Source organism: Rhodopseudomonas parapalustris, from assembly GCF_053772255.1.
Genome location: NZ_JAMKBZ010000015.1, coordinates 18,870 through 37,100, shown reverse-complemented (window position 1 = coordinate 37,100; position 18,231 = coordinate 18,870). Strand labels below are relative to the sequence as shown.

Genomic DNA, 18,231 nt, shown 5'->3' with positions numbered 1-18,231 from the left:
ACGCGCTTTGGCGCGGCAGGGCTCAGCCCTGTGGTGGCTGCAGCCGCCCCAGCGGTTTTTCGGCTGGCGCCTCCGCTCCGCTCCCGCTAAGCCGGGTCAGGGAGCCTGCGCCGAATGAATAAGAAGACCGACGCCACCACATCGCACGACGAACTCCATTATCTGTACGACAGCCACCCAGGGCCGGATCAGGCGGTCGAAGTCGCGCCGGGGGTATTGTGGCTGCGGCTCAAGCTGCCGTTCAGGCTCAACCATGTGAACATCTACCTGCTCGCCGACGGCGACGGATGGACGATGGTCGACACCGGCTTCGGCAACGACGCCACCATCGCGGCTTGGGAAACGCTGTTCGACGGTGCGCTCGCGGGCTTTGCAATCAGCCGGGTGATCGTCACCCACGCGCATCCGGACCACGTCGGCATGGCGGGCTGGATCGTGCAGCGGTTCGGCTGCCCGTTCTACATGTCGCAGATCGAGTATCTGCATGGCGTGTATCACCAGAACAGGCGGACCGACGAGCGGCTGGTCAACAACCGCGCGTTCTTCCGCCGCCACGGCATTGACGAAAATGTGATCGAGCAATTGGTCGGCCGCGGCCAGGACTATTTGAAGAAGACAGTACCGCTGCCCGCGGCGTACCGCCGCCTCGCCAAGGGGCAGGAGATTCGGATCGGCGAGCGGTCGTTTCGTATTATCACCGGCGCCGGCCACTCGCCCGACCAGGTGATGCTTTACTGCGCCGCGGAGAAACTGTTCCTCTCCGCCGATCAGGTACTCAGCAAGATCTCGCCGAACGTCAGCGTCTGGGCCCACGAGCCGGACGAAGACGCGCTCGGCTCCTACCTCGCCTCGCTCACGGAGCTCGATGCGCTTTTGCCCGACGATGCGCTGGTGCTGCCCGGGCACGGCTTGCCGTTTCACGGTGTCAAAACCCGCATCAAACAGCTATCCGATCATCACGAGGAGCGCTGCGGCATGATCGCCGATGCCTGCCGCGACGCGCCGATGAGCTCGGCGGAGCTGGTCCCGGTGGTGTTTCACAAACATGTGCTCGACGCACATCAGACCGGCTTCGCAGTCGGCGAGCTGATCGCACACGTCAACTACATGCTTGCACAGAACAGATTGCAGATCGCACCGAACACCGACGGCATTCTGCGATTTACGCCGACTTAACTTTTGGACTCGCTGTCCGCGTGTTCCCGGACAAGCCGGGACAGCCCCTCGCAATGGCATTGATCTTCATCAAGCAATCACCTGCGAGAGCGGTGATATGGATCGGAACCGGCGCAGCTCGATCGTCGAATTGCGCCTCGACTTCGGTGATGGAAGAGTTCTAATAGTTTCGCCGCCCACGGCGTTCCGTCGTTCGATCCGCCTCCCCAACAGGTCATCGCGATGCAGTACAACCAGTTCTTTCAAGACGCTCTCAACCGCCTGCACGAGGAGCGTCGTTACCGCGTGTTCGCCGATCTCGAGCGACTCGCCGGCAGGTTCCCGCACGCCACTTGGCACTCCGCTTCCGGACCTCGCGATGTCGTGATCTGGTGCTCGAACGATTACTTGGGCATGGGCCAGCACCCGAAAGTGGTCGGCGCGATGGTCGAGACCGCAACGCGGATCGGCACCGGCGCCGGCGGCACCCGCAACATCGCCGGCACGCATCATCCGCTGGTGCAGCTCGAACAGGAAATCGCTTCGCTGCACGGCAAGGAAGCGGCACTGCTGTTCACCTCGGGCTACGTCTCCAACCAGACCGGCCTGTCGACCCTCGGCAAGCTGATCCCGAACTGCCTGATCCTGTCGGACGCGCTCAACCACAATTCGATGATCGAAGGCATTCGCCAATCGGGTTGCGAGCGCGTGGTGTGGCGCCACAACGACACGGCGCACCTCGAAGAACTGCTGATCGCAGCCGGACCGGACCGGCCGAAGCTGATCGCATTCGAAAGCCTGTACTCAATGGATGGCGACACCGCGCCACTGGCGAAGATCTGCGATCTCGCCGAGAAGTACAATGCGATGACCTATTGCGACGAAGTGCACGCAGTCGGCATGTACGGTGCTCACGGTGCCGGCGTCGCCGAGCGTGACGGCGTGATGGCGCGGATCGACATCATCGAGGCGACCCTCGCCAAGGCGTTCGGCTGCCTCGGCGGCTACATCGCCGGCAAGGCCGAGGTGATCGACGCGGTGCGCTCCTACGCGCCGGGCTTCATCTTCACCACCTCGCTGCCGCCGCCGATCTGCGCCGCCGCGACCGCCGCGATCAAGCACCTGCGCGCCTCGACCTGGGAGCGTGAGCGGCATCAGGACCGCGCCGCCCGTGTCAAGGCGGTGCTGAACAACGCCGGCATTCCGGTGATGCCGACCGACACCCACATCGTGCCGGTGTTCGTCGGCGATGCCGAGAAGTGCAAGAAGGCGTCCGATCTGCTGCTCGAGCAGCACGGCATCTACATCCAGCCGATCAACTATCCGACCGTCGCCCGCGGCCTGGAGCGGCTGCGGATCACGCCGTCGCCGTATCACGACGACAAGCTGATCGACGCGCTGGCCGAATCTTTGGTGCAGGTCTGGAACGAGCTCGGCCTGCCGCTCGGCGCGAAGGCGATCGCCGCGGAGTGATCCGCACCGCGCGCGCGATACGGTAACGACTATTCAGCGGGGGCGCCCGCGGCCGGGAAAATCCCTGTCGCAGGCGCCCCTTCGATTTTGGTAGACTGGCGATCACGTCCTGCAAGGCCGCATCCGGCTGGGTACGGGCGATCGATCAATCGCCTGCCGCCTGGCGCGAGGGAGCACGACCGCGATGCTGCACGATTGGGGCGTGATCGCAGCCGCTCTCGCCTATATCGGGTTTCTGTTCTGCGTCGCGAGCTGGGGCGACCGGCTGTCCCAAGGCCAGCGCGAACGCGCCGGCGGGCTGATCTATCCGCTGTCGCTGGCGATCTACTGCACCTCCTGGACGTTCTTCGGGTCGGTCGGCTTCGCCAGCCGCTCCAGCTTCGACTTTCTGGCGATCTATGTCGGCCCGGTGCTGATGATCATGGTGGCGACGCCGCTGCTGCGCCGCGTCATCCGGCTGGCGAAATCGCAGAACATCACCTCGATCGCCGACTTCATCGCCGCCCGCTACGGCAAGAGCCAGAAGGTCGCCGCCACTGTGGCGATCATCGCCATCATCGGCTCGGTGCCCTATATCGCGCTGCAATTGAAGGCGGTGTCGTCGTCGCTCCAGACCATCCTCGGCGACGACCACAACATCGCCGACATTCCGATCGTCGGCGACATCGCGCTGATCGTCGCGATGGCGATGGCGGTGTTCACTGTTCTGTTCGGCACCCGCCAGGCCAGCGCCACCGAGCACCAGCACGGCCTGATGCTGGCGGTCGCGACCGAGTCGATCGTCAAGCTGGTGGCGTTCCTGGCAGCCGGCATCTTCGTCACCTTCTGGCTGTTCAGTCCGTCGGCTCTGATCGAGCGGGCGATGCAGATGCCGGAAGCGGTCCGGGCCCTCGACTCGGCATCGCCGGCCAATTTCCTGACCATGACGGCACTGTCGTTCTGCGCCTTCATGATGCTCCCCCGGCAATTCCACGTCAGCGTGGTGGAGAATTCCAACGAGGCCGAGGTCGGCCGCGCCCGCTGGCTGTTTCCGCTGTACCTGGTGACGATCAACCTGTTCGTGATCCCGATCGCGCTGGCCGGCCTGGTCAAATTCCCGTTCGGCAAGGTCGACAGCGACATGTACGTGCTGGCGCTGCCGATCGAGGCCAACGCCCCGATGCTCAGCGTCGCGGTGTTCATCGGCGGGCTGTCGGCCGCGACCGCGATGGTGATCGTCGAATGCGTCGCGCTGGCCGTGATGGTGTCGAACGATCTGGTGATGCCGCTGGTGCTGAAGCGTCACGGCGCGCCGCGTTCCGACGAACAGCGTAATTTCGGCAGCTTCCTGCTGACGGTGCGGCGGCTGGCGATCTTCGGAATCCTGATCCTCGCCTATCTGTACTACCGCGCACTCGGTAACACTCAGCTCGCCGCGATCGGCCTATTGTCGTTCGCCGCGATCGCCCAGTTCGCACCGTCGTTCTTCGGCGGCCTGATCTGGCGCCGCGCCACCGCGCGGGGCGCGATCGGCGGCCTCTTGGTCGGGTTCGCGGTGTGGGCCTACACGCTGTTCATCCCGAGCTTCATGGAGAGCTCGACCGCCGGGCTGCTGCTGTTGCAGCACGGGCCGTGGGGCATCGAGGCGCTGCGACCGCAGGCGCTGTTCGGCTCCGATCTGCCGCCGCTGCTGCACGGCGTGCTGTGGAGCCTGTCGCTCAATCTCCTCGCCTATCTCGTGCTGTCGCTGCTGCGGCAGCCGTCGTCGATCGAGCGGCTTCAGGCCGAAGTGTTCGTGCCCGACACGCTGACGCCGATGACCCCCGCGTTCCGGCGCTGGCGCACCACCGTCACGGTGCAGGACATCGTCGGGGCGGTGTCGCAATATCTCGGTCCGGACCGCGCCCGGGACTCGTTCCGCAACTTCGCCGCCGGCCGGCGCATCACACTCGACCCCGCCGCACCGGCGGATTTCGAGCTGCTGAAACACGCCGAACATCTGATCGCCTCATCGATCGGCGCGGCCTCGTCGCGACTGGTGCTGTCGCTGCTGCTGCGCAAGCGCACGGTGTCGGCGGAAGCCGCGCTGAAGCTGCTCGACGACTCCCACGCGGCCCTGCATTTCAACCGCGAGATCCTGCAAACCGCGCTGAACCACGTCCGCCAGGGCATCGCGGTGTTCAATCCCGAACTGCAACTGATCTGCTCGAACCGGCAGTTCGGCGAGATTTTGGGGCTGCCGCCGCACATCATTCAGATCGGCATTCCGCTGATCGAGATCCTGGAATTCCTCGCCAGCAACGGCATCGCCCCGACCGACGCCGAGGCCCACACCCAGATGCGGATGGCGGCCTACACCACCGAGGGCGAGCCGTTCATCGAACGGTTTCCGGACCGCCATCTGGTGGTCGAGGTCCGGGCCAACCGGATGCCGGACGGCGGACTGGTGATCACGTTCTCCGACGTCACACCGAGCTTCGAAGCCGCCGAAGCGCTGGAGCGCGCCAACGCCACGCTGGAGCGCCGGGTGCGTGAACGCACCGAGGAGCTGACCCGACTGAATTCGCAGCTCGCTTTGGCCAAGAGCACCGCCGAAGAAGCCAACATCTCCAAGACCCGCTTTCTCGCCGCGGCCAGCCACGACATTCTGCAGCCGCTCAATGCGGCGCGGCTCTATGCCACCAGCCTGGTCGAACGCCAGGCCGGCGGCGAAGACTCGCGGCTGGTCGACAACATCGACGAGTCGCTGCAGGCGATCGAAGAAATCATCGGCGCGCTGCTCGACATCTCGCGGCTCGACGCCGGCGCGATGACGCCGTCGATCTCCAGCTTCGTGATCGGCGATCTGATGCGATCACTGGAAATCGAATTCGCCCCGACGGCGCGCGCCAAGGGGCTGGAGCTGACCTTCGTGCCGTGCTCGCTGCCGGTGCAGTCTGACCGGCTGATGCTGCGGCGGCTGCTGCAGAACCTGATCTCCAACGCCATCAAATACACCCCGCAGGGCCAGGTGCTGGTCGGCTGCCGGCGGCAGGGCCAATCGCTGAGAATCGGCATCTACGACACCGGCGTCGGCGTGCCGATCCTCAAGCGCGGCGAGATCTTCAAGGAATTCCACCGGCTCGAACAGGGCGCCCGGATCGCCCGCGGTCTCGGCCTCGGCCTGTCGATCGTCGAGCGGCTGGCGCGGGTGCTCAACCACGGCATCGCGCTGGACTCCAACCGCGGCGGCGGCTCGTGCTTCTCGGTGACGGTGCCGGTCGCCGAAGTCGTCAACCACACCGCGGCGGTGACCAGCGCGACGCCGCTGTCACGCGCCTCGATGAGCGGCATCCTCGTGGTCTGCATCGAGAACGATCCGGCGATCCTCGACGGCATGAAGACGCTGCTGACCACCTGGGACGCCAAGGTGATCGCGGTCGCCGATCCGGAGGCCGCGATCCGCGCGATCGAGAGCAGCGACCAGCGCGTCACCGGCCTTCTGGTCGACTACCACCTCGACCGCGGCAACGGCATCGCGGCGATCCGCGAGATCCGTCAGCGCTTCGGCCAGAGCATTCCGGCGATCCTGATCACCGCTGACCGCAGCCCCGGCGTGCGGGCCTCGGCACGGCAGGAGGAAATCGCGGTGCTGAACAAGCCGGTGAAGGCCGCCTCGCTGCGAGCTCTGCTCAGTCAGTGGCACGCCCAGCAATCAGTGGCGGCGGAGTAACGGCGGCCCCCGCTTCAGGGAAGCCCCAGCTCGGCCCGAGAGCAGATCACGTCACCCCCGAGGTGCCCACGCTTGTCGCGGCCACCTACGTCCTTGAGGAGCCCCCCAAAAACGCGGATGGCCGGGACAAGCCCGGCCACAACGCAGAAATTCGTTTATGCGGAAGCGGCGCCTTACGACGCGATCGGCTCTTCCTGGCGCCACTGGTTGCCGGAGATCTTCGCCGCGGCGATCACCGCCTGGGTGCGGCTCTCGACCCCGAGCTTCTGCAGGATCGCCGAGACGTGCGCCTTGATGGTCGCCTCCGACACACCGAGTTCGTAGGCGATCTGCTTGTTGAGCAGCCCCTCGGACAGCATCATCAGCACCCGCACCTGCTGCGGCGTCAGCGTCACCAGCCGGTCACGCAGCTTGGAGGTCTCCGGATCGGAGGCCGCCGACAGGTCGACGTCCGGCGGCACCCAGACGTCGCCGTCCAGCACCCGCAGGATCGCCTCGCCGAGCTTCTCGACGCCGAACCGCTTCGGCACGAAGCCCGAGGCGCCGAAATCCAGCGAGCGGCGAATGGTTTCGACGTCGTCGCTGGCGGACACCACCACCACCGGGATCGCCGGATACTGCGCCCTTAGATAGATCAGCCCGGAAAAGCCGCTGATCCCCGGCATTTTGAGGTCGAGCAGCACAAGGTCGACGTCGCCCTCGCGCTCGAGCATCGCAGTCAGGTCTTCGAAAGATCCGACCTCACCGATCTTCGCGGTCGAAACGACGCTGGCAACCGCCAGACGGAGCGCATCGCGAAACAACGGGTGGTCGTCGGCAATGATCAAGTGCGTGCTGGCGGGGGTGCTCATGATGTCCCTTACTCGCAAGCTGAAACCGAACCGTCTTCTCCCGGCACGCCGCAGCGAACCGGTTGCAAGTGTCGCCCTCAGATGGACGGCTGGCAAGGCGGACGTGACCGCCTCGTCCGTATCATCATGCCCTCACACGCGACCGAAAACATTGAGCAAGCGCAACTATGCGCGTTTTCGGCGTCGAAAGTCGTAATGCCGCAACGCAGCGGCGGTGCTACCGTACACTGTCGCACGATTTGCCGGAGCCATGATGCACGGCGCGTGCGCAATAAAAACAACAACATAGCCCTCGAAACAACCTCAGGGAGGCAAACGCTGATGGCTACACTCGCCGCGACGAGCAGGCGATCGGGCGGAATGACCCGCGACGAGCGGTTCGTCATTCTCGCTTCTTCGCTCGGTACCGTTTTCGAATGGTACGATTTCTATCTGTACGGATCGCTCGCCGCGATCATCGGTGCGCAGTTCTTTAGCGCCTATCCGCCGGCCACCCGGGACATCTTCGCGCTGCTCGCCTTCGCCGCCGGCTTCCTGGTGCGCCCGTTCGGCGCCATCGTGTTCGGCCGGATCGGCGACATCGTCGGCCGCAAATACACCTTTCTGGTCACCATCCTGATCATGGGCCTGTCGACCTTCATCGTCGGCCTGCTGCCCAACGCGGCGACGATCGGTATCGCCGCGCCGATCATCCTGATCACGCTGCGCCTGCTGCAGGGCCTCGCGCTCGGCGGCGAATATGGCGGCGCCGCAACCTACGTGGCCGAACACGCCCCGCCCGGCAAACGCGGCTACTACACCTCGTTCATCCAGACCACCGCGACCCTCGGCCTGTTCCTGTCACTGCTGGTGATCCTCGCCACGCGCACCATCGTGGGCGAAGCGGCGTTCGCCGATTGGGGCTGGCGCGTGCCGTTCCTGGTGTCGGTCGCTCTGCTCGGCGTTTCGGTCTGGATCCGGCTCCGGCTCAACGAGTCGCCGGTGTTCAAGCAGATGAAGGAAGAGGGCAAGACCTCGAAGGCGCCCCTGACCGAAGCGTTCGCCAATTGGGGCAACGCGAAGATCGTGCTGATTGCACTGCTCGGCGCGGTGATGGGCCAGGGCGTGGTCTGGTACACCGGCCAGTTCTACGCGCTGTTCTTCCTGCAATCGATCCTGAAGGTCGACGGCTACACCTCGAACCTGCTGATCGCCTGGTCGCTGCTGCTCGGCACCGGCTTCTTCATCTTGTTCGGTTGGCTGTCGGACAAGATCGGCCGCAAGCCGATCATCCTCACCGGGTGCCTGATCGCGGCGCTGTCGTTCTTCCCGATCTTCCGGATGATTACGACCTACGCCAATCCGGCACTGGAGAAGGCGATCGAGACCGTGAAGGTGCAGGTCGTTGCCGATCCCGCCGGCTGCGGCGATCTGTTCAACCCGGTCGGCACCCGCGTCTTCTCCAAGCCGTGCGACACCGCTCGCGACTTCCTGTCGAAGTCCTCGGTGAAGTACTCCACCGTCAGCGGCCCCGCCGGCTCCGGCGTCAAGGTGATGGTGAACGACAAGGAGGTGCCGTACACCGACGCCAAGGCCTCGAATCCTCAGGTGCTGGCAGCGGTGCACGAAGCCGGCTATCCGAAGGCCGGCAACCCCGAGATCATCAAGATGGCGCACCCGTTCGACGTGTTCAATCCGAACACCGCCGCGGTGATCGGGCTGCTGTTCGTCCTGGTGCTGTTCGTCACCATGGTCTACGGGCCGATCGCGGCGCTGCTGGTCGAACTATTCCCGACCCGGATCCGCTACACCTCGATGTCGTTGCCCTATCACATCGGCAACGGCTGGTTCGGCGGCCTGCTGCCGGCGACCGCATTCGCGATCGTCGCCTCGACCGGCGATATCTACGCCGGCCTGTGGTACCCGATCGTGTTCGCGTCGATCACGGTGGTGATCGGCCTGATTTTCCTGCCCGAGACCAAGAACGTCGACATCAGCAAGACCTGATGACCAGCGGTCCGGCGCACGCGCCGGACCACCCATATCGCAGCGGCCGCGGAGCAATCCGCGGCCGCTTTGTTTTTACAGATTGATACCAACCACGCCGTCATTGCGACGAGCAACGCGACGAAGCATTCCGGCTCAGTGCGCCGAACCGGATTGCTTCGCTCGAAATGACGAAGCCATCGAGCAGTGTGATCATTCCGTCGTGCCGATGAACTGCAGCACCGCCTCGCGGCGATGCGGCCGCGCGCGGTGCTCAATCAGATACACACCTTGCCAGGTGCCGAGCGCGAGCCGGCCCTGCAGCACCGGAATCTGCAGCGACACCGACGTCAGCATGGTCTTGACGTGGGCCGGCATGTCGTCCGCCCCCTCGGTGTCGTGGCGCCAGCCAGCGTTTTCCGGCGCGAGCCGGTTCAACACCGCGGCGAGATCGGCCAGCACGGTCGGGTCGGCATTTTCCTGGATCGTCAGCGATGCCGACGTATGTCGGACGAACACGGTGAGGCCGCCGTCGCGCGCCTGCGCCTCGGTGATGAATGCCGCGACCTCGCGGCTGATGTCGGTGAACCCGGCGCCGCCGGTCTGCACGGTCAGCGACGAGGACACGACGCTGGTGACGGCCGCGCGCGCCAGCGGCGCGCGACCGAGAATGCGGGATGAACTCATCGGCGATCTCGCTCCACGACGGTCAGATCTTGTCGCCGCTGAAGTCCCTCTGCAGCCGATTGGCCGTCTCGACCAAGCGCCGCCAAGCCCGCTCGAGGAAGCTCATGACCCGATTGACGTCCTGGTCGCTGGGCAACGGGATCTCCAGCTTGCGCTGGCCATCCTTTTCGGTGACCTGCGGCTGCGGCAGCCGATCGCTCTTCGGCAGGGCCTCGTCGATCTTGCCGCCGGACTGGCCGGCGCTGGCGAGCTGCGCTTTCAGGCTGTCGTTGGCGGCGCGCAGCGCATCGGCTTCCTGCTTCAGCCGATCGATCTCGGCCTGCAGCCGCCCGGTCTCGGCATCGAATGCGGCGCGCTCGTCGGCGATCGCATAGCAGGCCCAGCCGCTGCCTTTATCCGTGCAGGTCGAGACCTTGCCGGTGCGGGTATCGAGCCGCACCACCCCGTCGGCGGACGGGGTGAAGGTGTAGCGGCCATTCTCGCTGTCCGGCAGCGGCGTTTCGGCCACCGCGCCACCGGCGCCGCCGACCGCGACCAGGAACGCCAGTACGGCCGCCCGGGGGGCGCGGCGGGCGCCGCCGGGGAGGTCCACGGCCAGGCGTGCAAAGCTCATCGGGATGCTCCGCATTACGATTCCAGACCCCGCCTATATGGGGGCCCGGTCGACCGGCCGGTACGGCCCGCGACCGGATTTCAACGCGTCCTCGATCAGTTCGATCCGATCCTGACCCCAGAACACTTCGCCGTCGAGCACGTAAGCGGGCGAGCCGAACACGTCGCCGGCGATCGCATCGAGCCGGTTTTGCTCGTAAGCGGCGCTAATCTCGTCAGAGCTGGCCTGCGTCACCAGTCTTTCGCCCGGCAGACCAGCCGCATCGGCGAGTTCGACCAGCACTGCCGGCTGGGCGAGATCGAGTTCGCGCTCCCACACCGCGGCATAAGCGCGCTGCACATACGGCTCGGGGTCGATCCCGGCGGCGAGTGCGGCGATCACCACGCCATCGGCGAGCCGCGCGTCGAACGGCCAGTGCTTCGGCCACAACTTGAAGTCGAGGCCACGCTTGTCACGCCAACGCTGCAGCTCGACCGTCCGATAGTGCTGCCGTGCCGGATGCCGCTTCGCCAGCGGCATACCGCCGGTTTCGGAGAACAGCCCGGTCAACAGCACGGGTTTGTAGATGAGCTTCAAATCGTAGGTATCCGCCAGCCGCCGCAACGACTGGTGGCCGATATAGGCCCAGGGCGATTGGAACGAGAAGTAATAGTCTATCCGACGCGACATGCGGGCTCCGATGGCGAGAGCTTCCTCCCAAACCGTTGCGAACGGATCGCTGGAAGCCGGCGCATCGGATCAGAGCCATTCGCACCGTGCAAGCCGGATCATAGCGCAGCGCCGCAAATGCACTGCGGACAAGTTATCGCATCGACTCGCAGATCATCAATAAAATCAGCCAAAACAACGCTGTAAGGGGCTGCGACCGAATCTTGACTTGCCTACAGGTGGTCAGTATGGTCCGCGCGGCTTTTAAGGGTCTCCGGGGCGTTATTTCATCGTTAGCGGCAGCTAGTTCGGGTCTCCACATCATGGCGGACGACACGCACGACGGCAGCCGACGATCGAATGAACCGCGCGACGGATCGCCCGAGGAGGCCGCGCTTTCCGCAAGGCTCGGAAGCCTGGAACAACGGCTGGCCCATTCTCGGGAAAGCCGGAAGCTCCAGTCGGACCAATCCGGAACAGGAAGTGAAGACGGACCTGCCAGAGCTTCGGCCATGGCACTCGGTTTTCGGCTTTCCTCGGAACTGGTCGCGGGCGTTCTTGGCGGAGCGGCTCTCGGCTGGGGTTTCGATCGCTTGTTGTCGACCTCGCCCTGGGGCCTCATCGGATTTGCGATCGTCGGCTTCATTGCCGGCGTGATCAATGTGATGAGGGCAGCGGGTGTGATGGCGAAGCAATCCGAGCGGCTCTGAACGGGATCCGAAGCGCATCCGATCGTTCGATTCCCGCGCAAGATCGCGCCACTGACAGACCGAGACACGAATGGCCGCCGATCCGATCCATCAGTTCCAGATCACCAAGCTCTTCACCATCGGTCACATTGGCGGGCAGGAAATCGCGTTCACCAATTCGTCGGCCTACATGTTCGGCACAGTAGCCCTGATTGGGATCCTGATGCTGGTGCCGGGCCGCCAGCTCGTGCCGAGCCGGTTCCAGTCGATCGCCGAGCTGTCCTACGAATTTGTCGCCAACATGATCCGGTCGACGGCCGGCAAGGAAGGCCTGAAGTTCTTCCCGTTGGTGTTCTCGCTGTTCATGTTCATCGCAGTGTCGAACCTGATCGGCATCATCCCCTACACCTTCACGGTGTCGAGCCATCTGATCGTCACCGTCGCGCTGGCCCTGCTGGTGTTCTTCACGGTGTTGATCTACGGCTTCGCCAAGAACGGGCTGAAGTTCTTCAAGCTGTTCGTTCCCTCCGGCGTGCCGATCTACATCCTGCCGCTGGTCGTCTTCATCGAAGTGATCTCGTTCTTCCTCAAGCCGGTTTCGCACTCGGTGCGTCTGTTCGCCAACATGCTGGCGGGCCACATCGCGCTGAAGGTGTTCGCGAGCTTCGTGGCGATGCTCGGTGCACTCGGCGTCGTCGGCTGGTTCGGCGCCGTGCTGCCGCTCGGCCTGACCATTGCGCTGACCGCGCTGGAGCTGCTGGTCGCGTTCCTGCAGGCTTATGTGTTCGCCATTCTGACTTGCATCTATCTCAACGATGCAATTCATCCGGGCCACTAAAGACCCACTCGCAAACGTCTACACCCAACCCCAACAGGAGTTCGTTACATGGATCCGATTGCCGCGAAGTACATTGGCGCTGGTATTGCCTGCATTGGCATGGGCGGCGCCGGCGCTGGCGTGGGCATCATCTTCGGCAACTATCTCGCCGCTGCGGTGCGCAATCCCTCGGCCGCTCAGGGCCAGTTCGGCAACCTGATTTTCGGCTTCGCGGTGACCGAAGCGCTCGGCATCTTCTCGCTGCTGATCGCGCTGCTGCTGCTGTTCGCCCTCTAAGATCCAAAATCCGGTCCTGACCCTTGCGGGTCGCGACCGGCCGAACAGGAGAAGCCCGTGGCTCAAGGTCATGGCGACGCCAAGGGCAGCACTGCCCACACGGAAGCGGACGGAGGCCACAAGGCGCCGTTCCCGCCCTTCCAGCAGGAAACCTTTGCCTCGCAACTGGTGTCGCTGGCGATCGCATTCGTTGCGCTCTACCTGATCGTTTCCAAGATCGCACTGCCGCGCGTCGGCGGTGTGATCGAAGAGCGGCAGAAGACCGTCGACGGCGATCTGGCGGCGGCACAGAAGCTGAAGGGCGAAGCGGACGACGCGCTGAAGGCCTACGAGGCCGAACTCGCCGATGCCCGCGCCCGGGCCCAGGCGATCGGCGCGGAGACCCGCGAAAAGCTCAACGCGCAGGCGGAAGCCGAGCGCAAGACGCTGGAAGAACGGCTGGCGGCGAAGCTCGCCGACGCCGAGAAGACCATCGCAGCGACTCGTACCGCCGCGATGGGTAACGTGCGCAACATCGCGTCGGACGCCGCCTCGGCGATCGTCCAGCAGCTTGCCGGCGTCACGCCGGACGGCAAGGCGGTGGATAGCGCAGTCGACGCTTCGTTGAAGGGCTGAGGCTGATGGCAATCTTCGCAGAAGCAGAGACTTGGGTCGCGATTGCGTTCGTCATTCTGATGGGCGTGTTCGCCTATGTGGGCGTGCATCGCACCGTGCTGCAGGCGCTGGACAAGCGTCGCGATCGGATCAAGGCGGAACTCGACGAGGCGCGTAAGCTGAAGGACGAGGCTGCCAAGCTGCTCGCCGACTATCGGGCGCGCCGCGCTTCGGCCGAACGCGAAGCTCAGGCGATCGTCGAGAGCGCCAAGGCCGATGCCGAACGGATCGCGGCGGAAGCCAAGGCCAAGCTGGAAGACTTCGTCGCCCGCCGCACCAAGACCGCGGAGAGCAAGATCGCCCTCGCCGAAGCCCAGGCCCTTGCCGACGTTCGCGCGGCGGCAGCCGAGGCAGCGGTCGCCGCGGCCTCGCGGATCCTGTCGGAATCGGTCAAGGGCAACCTCGCCGACGACCTTCTCAGCAAGGGCATCCAGGAAGTCCGCGGCAAGCTCAACTGAGCTGACGCCTCTCAAACAATCAAAGGCCGGCGCGAGCAATCGCGCCGGCCTTTTTGTTTTCCGCGGTAGTTATGCGATCGGCGTCGCAGCTGATCCGATCGAACTGCGGGCTATCTGCGTTTGCGCGACCGCGGTTCCGGCTTCAGCGCCTGCGGGTCGAAGCCGATATAGAACACGTAGGCATCATTGGCGCTGACCGACGGCGCCGGATAGGCGACGTCCTCGGCCACCAGGCTGAACGGCACACTGCCGTCCGGCTGCATCGAAACCGTTGTCCGATACGCCTTGGTGAACACCGTCTTCGGCGACACGCCTTCCTGCACCACGGCGACACGCAGCGGCACTTCGACCGAGGTCGGCGCGCCGGCCGGACCGGCAATGATTCGGCCCTGAATGCCGATCTTGGCCGAGATGATGCCGGCGTTGAGATTGCATTCGCGCGCGGTGCGGCTGATCACCGCCTGATAGCGCAGATCGGCGCCGCTGGCTTCCTTGCCCGGCAGGCCGACCGCATAGGTCGAGGCGCCGGAGCGCACCGTTACCGACGGACAGGTCAGTTCGCTTTCGACCGGAGGACCGTTGGTGACGGTCGGCGCCTGGTCCCGATCGGACGAGCCGCCGAACAGGCTCTTGAAGCGGTCGGTGATCGATTGCGACCACGCCGGCGTCGCCGCCAGCACCGTGCCGCAGATCGCCACCGCGACCGCGCCCCGCGCCGCCCGCGAGGTCCAGTACCGCGCCGGCACCCGTTCAATCTCCTGAGCCATTCATTCCACCCGGCATTGCCATCGTTTCGTCGGCCGGGGTTATAGCAAAGCAATGCCGGCGAACCAAAGGCGGCGGGCGGTCCGGCACCGGACGAATCAGCCGCGAAAGTCCTCGTGCAGAAGGCCGAACAGCAGATGGTCCTGCCAGACGCCGTTGATGCACAGATAACGCCGCGCCAGCCCCTCGCGGGTGAAGCCGCATTTCTCCAGCACCCGGATCGACGGGGCGTTGGTGGGGATGCAGGCGGCTTCGACGCGGTGCAGATTGAGTTCGCCGAACAACGTCGGCAGAAGCACGCGCAAAGCAGCCGTCATGAAACCCTGACGGGCGAACGGCTGGCCGATCCAATAGCCGATGGTGCCGGCCTGAACGATGCCGCGGCGGACGTTTGCCAGGGTGACACCGCCGACCAACTGATTGTCCGGCTCGCGAAACACCAGAAACGGATAGGAGCGGTCCGCGGCGATATCCTCGGCGTACCGCCGCAGCCGGCGGCGGAAGCCGGCGCGAGTCAGATCGTCCGATGGCCAGATCGGCTCCCACGGCGTCAGATAGGCCCGGCTGTATTCACGCAGCTCGGCCCATTGCGGAAAATCCGCCATCTGCGGCGCGCGCAGCAGCAACCCATTGCCACGCGGCGCCAGCGCAGCGGGGCCGACGGAGGGCATACGAAACAGCGCCATCGCGGCACTCCCGACCCGCAGATTCGGCGGGCCACGAACGCCGCGACCCGCGGCGTCAGATCAATGATAGGACGTCTTGGACTTGGATTGTGTCAAGCCTTCAGCAAAGCCGGCTGCTCTGTCGAGACCGCGGCCGCTGCCGAGCGCCACCACTGCGGGGCGGCTGCGCGACAACAGCGTGCGCCCCGCTTCGCGGGCGGTCTCGACGGTGACGGCATCGATCCGGCCGACCAGCTCCTCGACCGGCAGCGGCCGGCCGTAAGCGAGAATGTGGCGGGCGAGCTGTTCGGCGCGCGACGAGCAGCTTTCCAGCGCCATCAGCAGGCCGGCCTTCATCTGGGCTTTGGCGCGGGCGATCTCGGCTTCGGTGAGGGTATCGACCGCGTCGTTGATGACGTCGACGATCACCTCCATCATCTCCGGCGCATCCGCCGGATCGGTGCCGGTGTAGAGGCCGAAGAAGCCGGTGTCGCTGTAGGGCGCGTGGAAGGTGTAGATCGAGTAGCACAGCCCGCGCTTCTCCCGCACCTCCTGGAACAGCCGCGACGACATCCCGCCGCCGAGGATGTTGGTGAACACCTGCAGGCTGAACAGGGACGGTGCGGACTGCGGCAGTCCCTCCAGCGCCAGCGTCAGATGCGCCTGCTCGAGGTCGCGGTGCACCACGCGTGCGCCGCCGGCGCCGAACATCGCCGGCTGCGGCTTGGGCGCCGGGTTGGCATCGAAACTGGCAAATCGGTGCGACACTTCCTCGACGATGCGAGCGTGGTCGACCGCGCCTGCCGCCGCCACGACCATGTCGGGCCCGCGATAATGCGTCGACAGATACGACTGCAGCTTCTCGCGGCTGAAACTCTTCAGCGTCTTGGCGGTGCCGAGCAGCGAGCGGCCGATCGGCTGCTCCGGGTAGCAAAGCTCGTTGAGATATTCGAACACGACGTCGTCGGGCGTGTCCTGGGCGGCGCCGATCTCCTGCACGATCACGCTCTTCTCGCGTTCGAGTTCTTCGGCCTCGAACGACGGATTGGCCAGGATGTCCGACAGCACGTCGAGCGCCAGCGGCACGTCGGCCTTCATCACCCGCGCATAATAGGCCGTGGTCTCGGTGGAGGTGCCGGCATTGAGGTCACCGCCGACAGCCTCGATCTCCTCGGCGATCTCGCGCGAGGTCCGGCGCGTGGTGCCCTTGAACGCCATGTGTTCGAGAAGGTGCGAAATGCCGTGCTCGTCGGGCTTCTCGTCGCGGCCGCCGACGCCGGTCCAGACACCGAGCGCCGCGGTTTCGAGATGCGGCATGGTGTCGGTGACGACCGTGAGGCCGGAGGGCAGCTTGCTGACTTCCACGGTCATCCGGCGACTCCTTGCTTGGCGGCGCGGCTCACCGCCAGCACATGACGTTCAATCGCCACCTGATCGCGCGGCATGATCTTGATCGATTCGGGCTTGCTCATCAGCCCGTCGAGCCATGCCGGCAGTTCCGGCCGAATGCCGCAGGCCGCTTCCACGGCGTCCGGAAACTTGGCCGCATGGGCGGTCGACAGAACGATGTTCGGCACGCTCGAATCGGTGGTGTCGCGATCGGCCACGGCCAGCGCCACCGCGGTGTGCGGATCGATCAGGTCGCCCGCCTCGCGCCAGGCGGCACGGATCGCGGATTCGGTTTCCGGCTCGTCGGCGCGGCCGGCGTCGAACTCCTCGCGGATTGCGGCCAGCACCGTATCCGGCAGCACGAAACGGCCGGATTGGGACAGCGAGCCCATCAGCGACCGGATCAGCGCAGCGTCGCGACCGGAGGCCTCGAACAGCAGCCGCTCGAAATTCGACGACACCTGAATGTCCATCGACGGCGAGGTGGTGGCGTGGACCTCACGGACCTCGTAGATGCCGGTCTTCAGCGTGCGCGCCAGGATGTCGTTGACGTTGGCGGCGATCTTCAGCCGCCGCACCGGCAGGCCCATCTTCTTGGCGACGTAGCCGGCGAAGATGTCGCCGAAATTGCCGGTCGGCACGGTGAAGTCGACCACGCGGTTCGGCGCTCCCAGCGCCACCGCGCTGGTGAAGTAGTACACCACCTGGGCCACGATCCGAGCCCAGTTGATCGAATTGACGCCCGACAGCGCCACCTGGTCGCGGAATTTGTGGTGATTGAACAGCCCTTTCACAATCGCCTGGCAATCGTCGAAATGGCCCTCGATCGCCAGCGGATGCACGTTCGGCGCGCCCGACGTGGTCATCATCATCCGCTGCACGTCGGAGATCCGGCCGTGCGGAAACAGCACGACGAGGTCGACATTGTTCAGATTGGCGAAAGCTTCGACCGCGGCACCGCCGGTGTCACCGGAGGTCGCCACCACGATGGTGGTGCGCTGCTTGCGCTTCTCGAGCACATGATCCATCAGCCGCGACAGAAGCTGCATCGCGACGTCCTTGAACGCCAGCGTCGGGCCGTGGAACAGTTCGAGCACGAATTGGCTCGGGCCGGTCTGGCGCAGCGGCACCACCGCCGGATGCCGGAACGTGGCGTAGGCGTCGCTGGCCATGCGGCCGAGCTCGGCGTCGGAAATCTCGCCGGCAACGAATGGCCGGATCACCTCGACGGCGACCTCCCAATACGGCCGGCCGAACAGGCCGGTGATGGTGTCGGGAGTGAGCTGGGGCCAGATTTCGGGAATATACAGCCCGCCGTCACGGGCCAGCCCGGTCAGCATCACGTCGCAAAAGCCGAGGCGCGGGGCATCGCCCCGGGTCGAAACATAGGTCGTCAAGGGTGCCTCCAAAGGCC

At 65.2% G+C, this 18,231-nt stretch carries 17 protein-coding genes; 9 read left to right on the top strand and 8 right to left on the bottom strand.

All coding sequences use genetic code 11. The features are described from left to right. Positions 1 to 114 precede the first annotated feature (114 nt). The 3 genes from M9H71_RS14615 to M9H71_RS14605 all read left to right on the top strand — a co-directional run bounded on the left by M9H71_RS14615 (position 115) and on the right by M9H71_RS14605 (position 6,319). Positions 115 to 1,176 (top strand): MBL fold metallo-hydrolase, encoded by a 1,062-nt coding sequence (locus M9H71_RS14615; protein ID WP_455405694.1) that lies wholly within the window; start codon positions 115 to 117, stop codon positions 1,174 to 1,176. A gap of 222 nt (positions 1,177 to 1,398) precedes the next feature. Next, entirely contained in the window at positions 1,399 to 2,628 is a 1,230-nt protein-coding gene (hemA, locus tag M9H71_RS14610) for a 5-aminolevulinate synthase (protein WP_455405693.1), read from the top strand. 184 nt (positions 2,629 to 2,812) lie between these two features. Then, the gene (locus tag M9H71_RS14605) at positions 2,813 to 6,319 is read left to right on the top strand and encodes a hybrid sensor histidine kinase/response regulator (protein WP_455405692.1); all 3,507 of its coding nucleotides are present in this window, start codon (positions 2,813 to 2,815) and stop codon (positions 6,317 to 6,319) included. Positions 6,320 to 6,492: 173 nt separating this feature from the next. On the opposite strand, the gene M9H71_RS14600 is transcribed toward M9H71_RS14605, so the two are convergent. Further along, a complete protein-coding gene (locus M9H71_RS14600; RefSeq protein ID WP_455405691.1) occupies positions 6,493 to 7,170 on the bottom strand; it encodes a response regulator transcription factor in 678 nt (225 codons plus the stop codon). Positions 7,171 to 7,491: 321 nt separating this feature from the next. On the opposite strand from M9H71_RS14600, the gene M9H71_RS14595 reads away from it, so the two are divergent. After that, complete coding sequence (locus M9H71_RS14595) at positions 7,492 to 9,156, top strand: MFS transporter (protein WP_455405690.1); 1,665 nt, start codon at positions 7,492 to 7,494, stop codon at positions 9,154 to 9,156. Between the two features lie 192 nt (positions 9,157 to 9,348). On the opposite strand, the gene M9H71_RS14590 is transcribed toward M9H71_RS14595, so the two are convergent. Genes M9H71_RS14590 through M9H71_RS14580 form a run of 3 tightly spaced genes read right to left on the bottom strand, consistent with a single transcriptional unit; the run spans position 9,349 to position 11,104 of the window. Then, positions 9,349 to 9,822, bottom strand: a complete 474-nt coding sequence (locus M9H71_RS14590; RefSeq protein WP_455405689.1) for a secondary thiamine-phosphate synthase enzyme YjbQ — start codon at positions 9,820 to 9,822, stop codon at positions 9,349 to 9,351. A 22-nt stretch (positions 9,823 to 9,844) separates the two neighbouring features. Continuing rightward, positions 9,845 to 10,435, bottom strand: a complete 591-nt coding sequence (locus M9H71_RS14585) for a hypothetical protein (protein ID WP_455405688.1) — start codon at positions 10,433 to 10,435, stop codon at positions 9,845 to 9,847. A gap of 33 nt (positions 10,436 to 10,468) precedes the next feature. Beyond that, positions 10,469 to 11,104, bottom strand: a complete 636-nt coding sequence (locus M9H71_RS14580) for a DsbA family protein (RefSeq protein ID WP_455405687.1) — start codon at positions 11,102 to 11,104, stop codon at positions 10,469 to 10,471. 302 nt (positions 11,105 to 11,406) lie between these two features. Between M9H71_RS14580 and M9H71_RS14575 the strand changes: the two genes are divergently transcribed. The 5 genes from M9H71_RS14575 to M9H71_RS14555 all read left to right on the top strand — a co-directional run bounded on the left by M9H71_RS14575 (position 11,407) and on the right by M9H71_RS14555 (position 13,998). Further along, positions 11,407 to 11,793, top strand: coding sequence for an AtpZ/AtpI family protein (locus M9H71_RS14575; protein WP_455405686.1), 387 nt, complete (start codon positions 11,407 to 11,409; stop codon positions 11,791 to 11,793). Between the two features lie 70 nt (positions 11,794 to 11,863). Next, positions 11,864 to 12,610 carry a F0F1 ATP synthase subunit A gene (locus tag M9H71_RS14570; RefSeq protein ID WP_455405685.1) on the top strand — a complete coding sequence of 249 codons (747 nt, stop codon included), beginning with the start codon at positions 11,864 to 11,866 and terminating at the stop codon, positions 12,608 to 12,610. Positions 12,611 to 12,658: 48 nt separating this feature from the next. Then, the gene (locus M9H71_RS14565; protein ID WP_009796340.1) at positions 12,659 to 12,886 is read left to right on the top strand and encodes a F0F1 ATP synthase subunit C; all 228 of its coding nucleotides are present in this window, start codon (positions 12,659 to 12,661) and stop codon (positions 12,884 to 12,886) included. A gap of 57 nt (positions 12,887 to 12,943) precedes the next feature. Then, positions 12,944 to 13,501, top strand: coding sequence for a F0F1 ATP synthase subunit B family protein (locus tag M9H71_RS14560; RefSeq protein ID WP_455405684.1), 558 nt, complete (start codon positions 12,944 to 12,946; stop codon positions 13,499 to 13,501). Between the two features lie 5 nt (positions 13,502 to 13,506). Continuing rightward, positions 13,507 to 13,998: a F0F1 ATP synthase subunit B family protein gene (locus tag M9H71_RS14555; protein WP_455405683.1), complete on the top strand. Its 492-nt coding sequence runs from the start codon at positions 13,507 to 13,509 to the stop codon at positions 13,996 to 13,998. Between the two features lie 110 nt (positions 13,999 to 14,108). Here the strand turns inward: M9H71_RS14555 and M9H71_RS14550 are convergent, their stop codons facing one another. The 4 genes from M9H71_RS14550 to thrC all read right to left on the bottom strand — a co-directional run bounded on the left by M9H71_RS14550 (position 14,109) and on the right by thrC (position 18,214). Further along, the gene (locus tag M9H71_RS14550) at positions 14,109 to 14,765 is read right to left on the bottom strand and encodes a hypothetical protein (protein ID WP_455405682.1); all 657 of its coding nucleotides are present in this window, start codon (positions 14,763 to 14,765) and stop codon (positions 14,109 to 14,111) included. Positions 14,766 to 14,861: 96 nt separating this feature from the next. Further along, positions 14,862 to 15,449: a GNAT family N-acetyltransferase gene (locus M9H71_RS14545; RefSeq protein WP_455405681.1), complete on the bottom strand. Its 588-nt coding sequence runs from the start codon at positions 15,447 to 15,449 to the stop codon at positions 14,862 to 14,864. A gap of 60 nt (positions 15,450 to 15,509) precedes the next feature. Continuing rightward, positions 15,510 to 16,799, bottom strand: a complete 1,290-nt coding sequence (locus tag M9H71_RS14540) for a M16 family metallopeptidase (protein ID WP_455405680.1) — start codon at positions 16,797 to 16,799, stop codon at positions 15,510 to 15,512. Then, positions 16,796 to 18,214, bottom strand: coding sequence for a threonine synthase (gene thrC, locus M9H71_RS14535; protein WP_455405679.1), 1,419 nt, complete (start codon positions 18,212 to 18,214; stop codon positions 16,796 to 16,798). Before thrC ends, M9H71_RS14540 begins: the two co-directional genes overlap by 4 nt. Between the last annotated feature and the right edge of the window lie 17 nt (positions 18,215 to 18,231).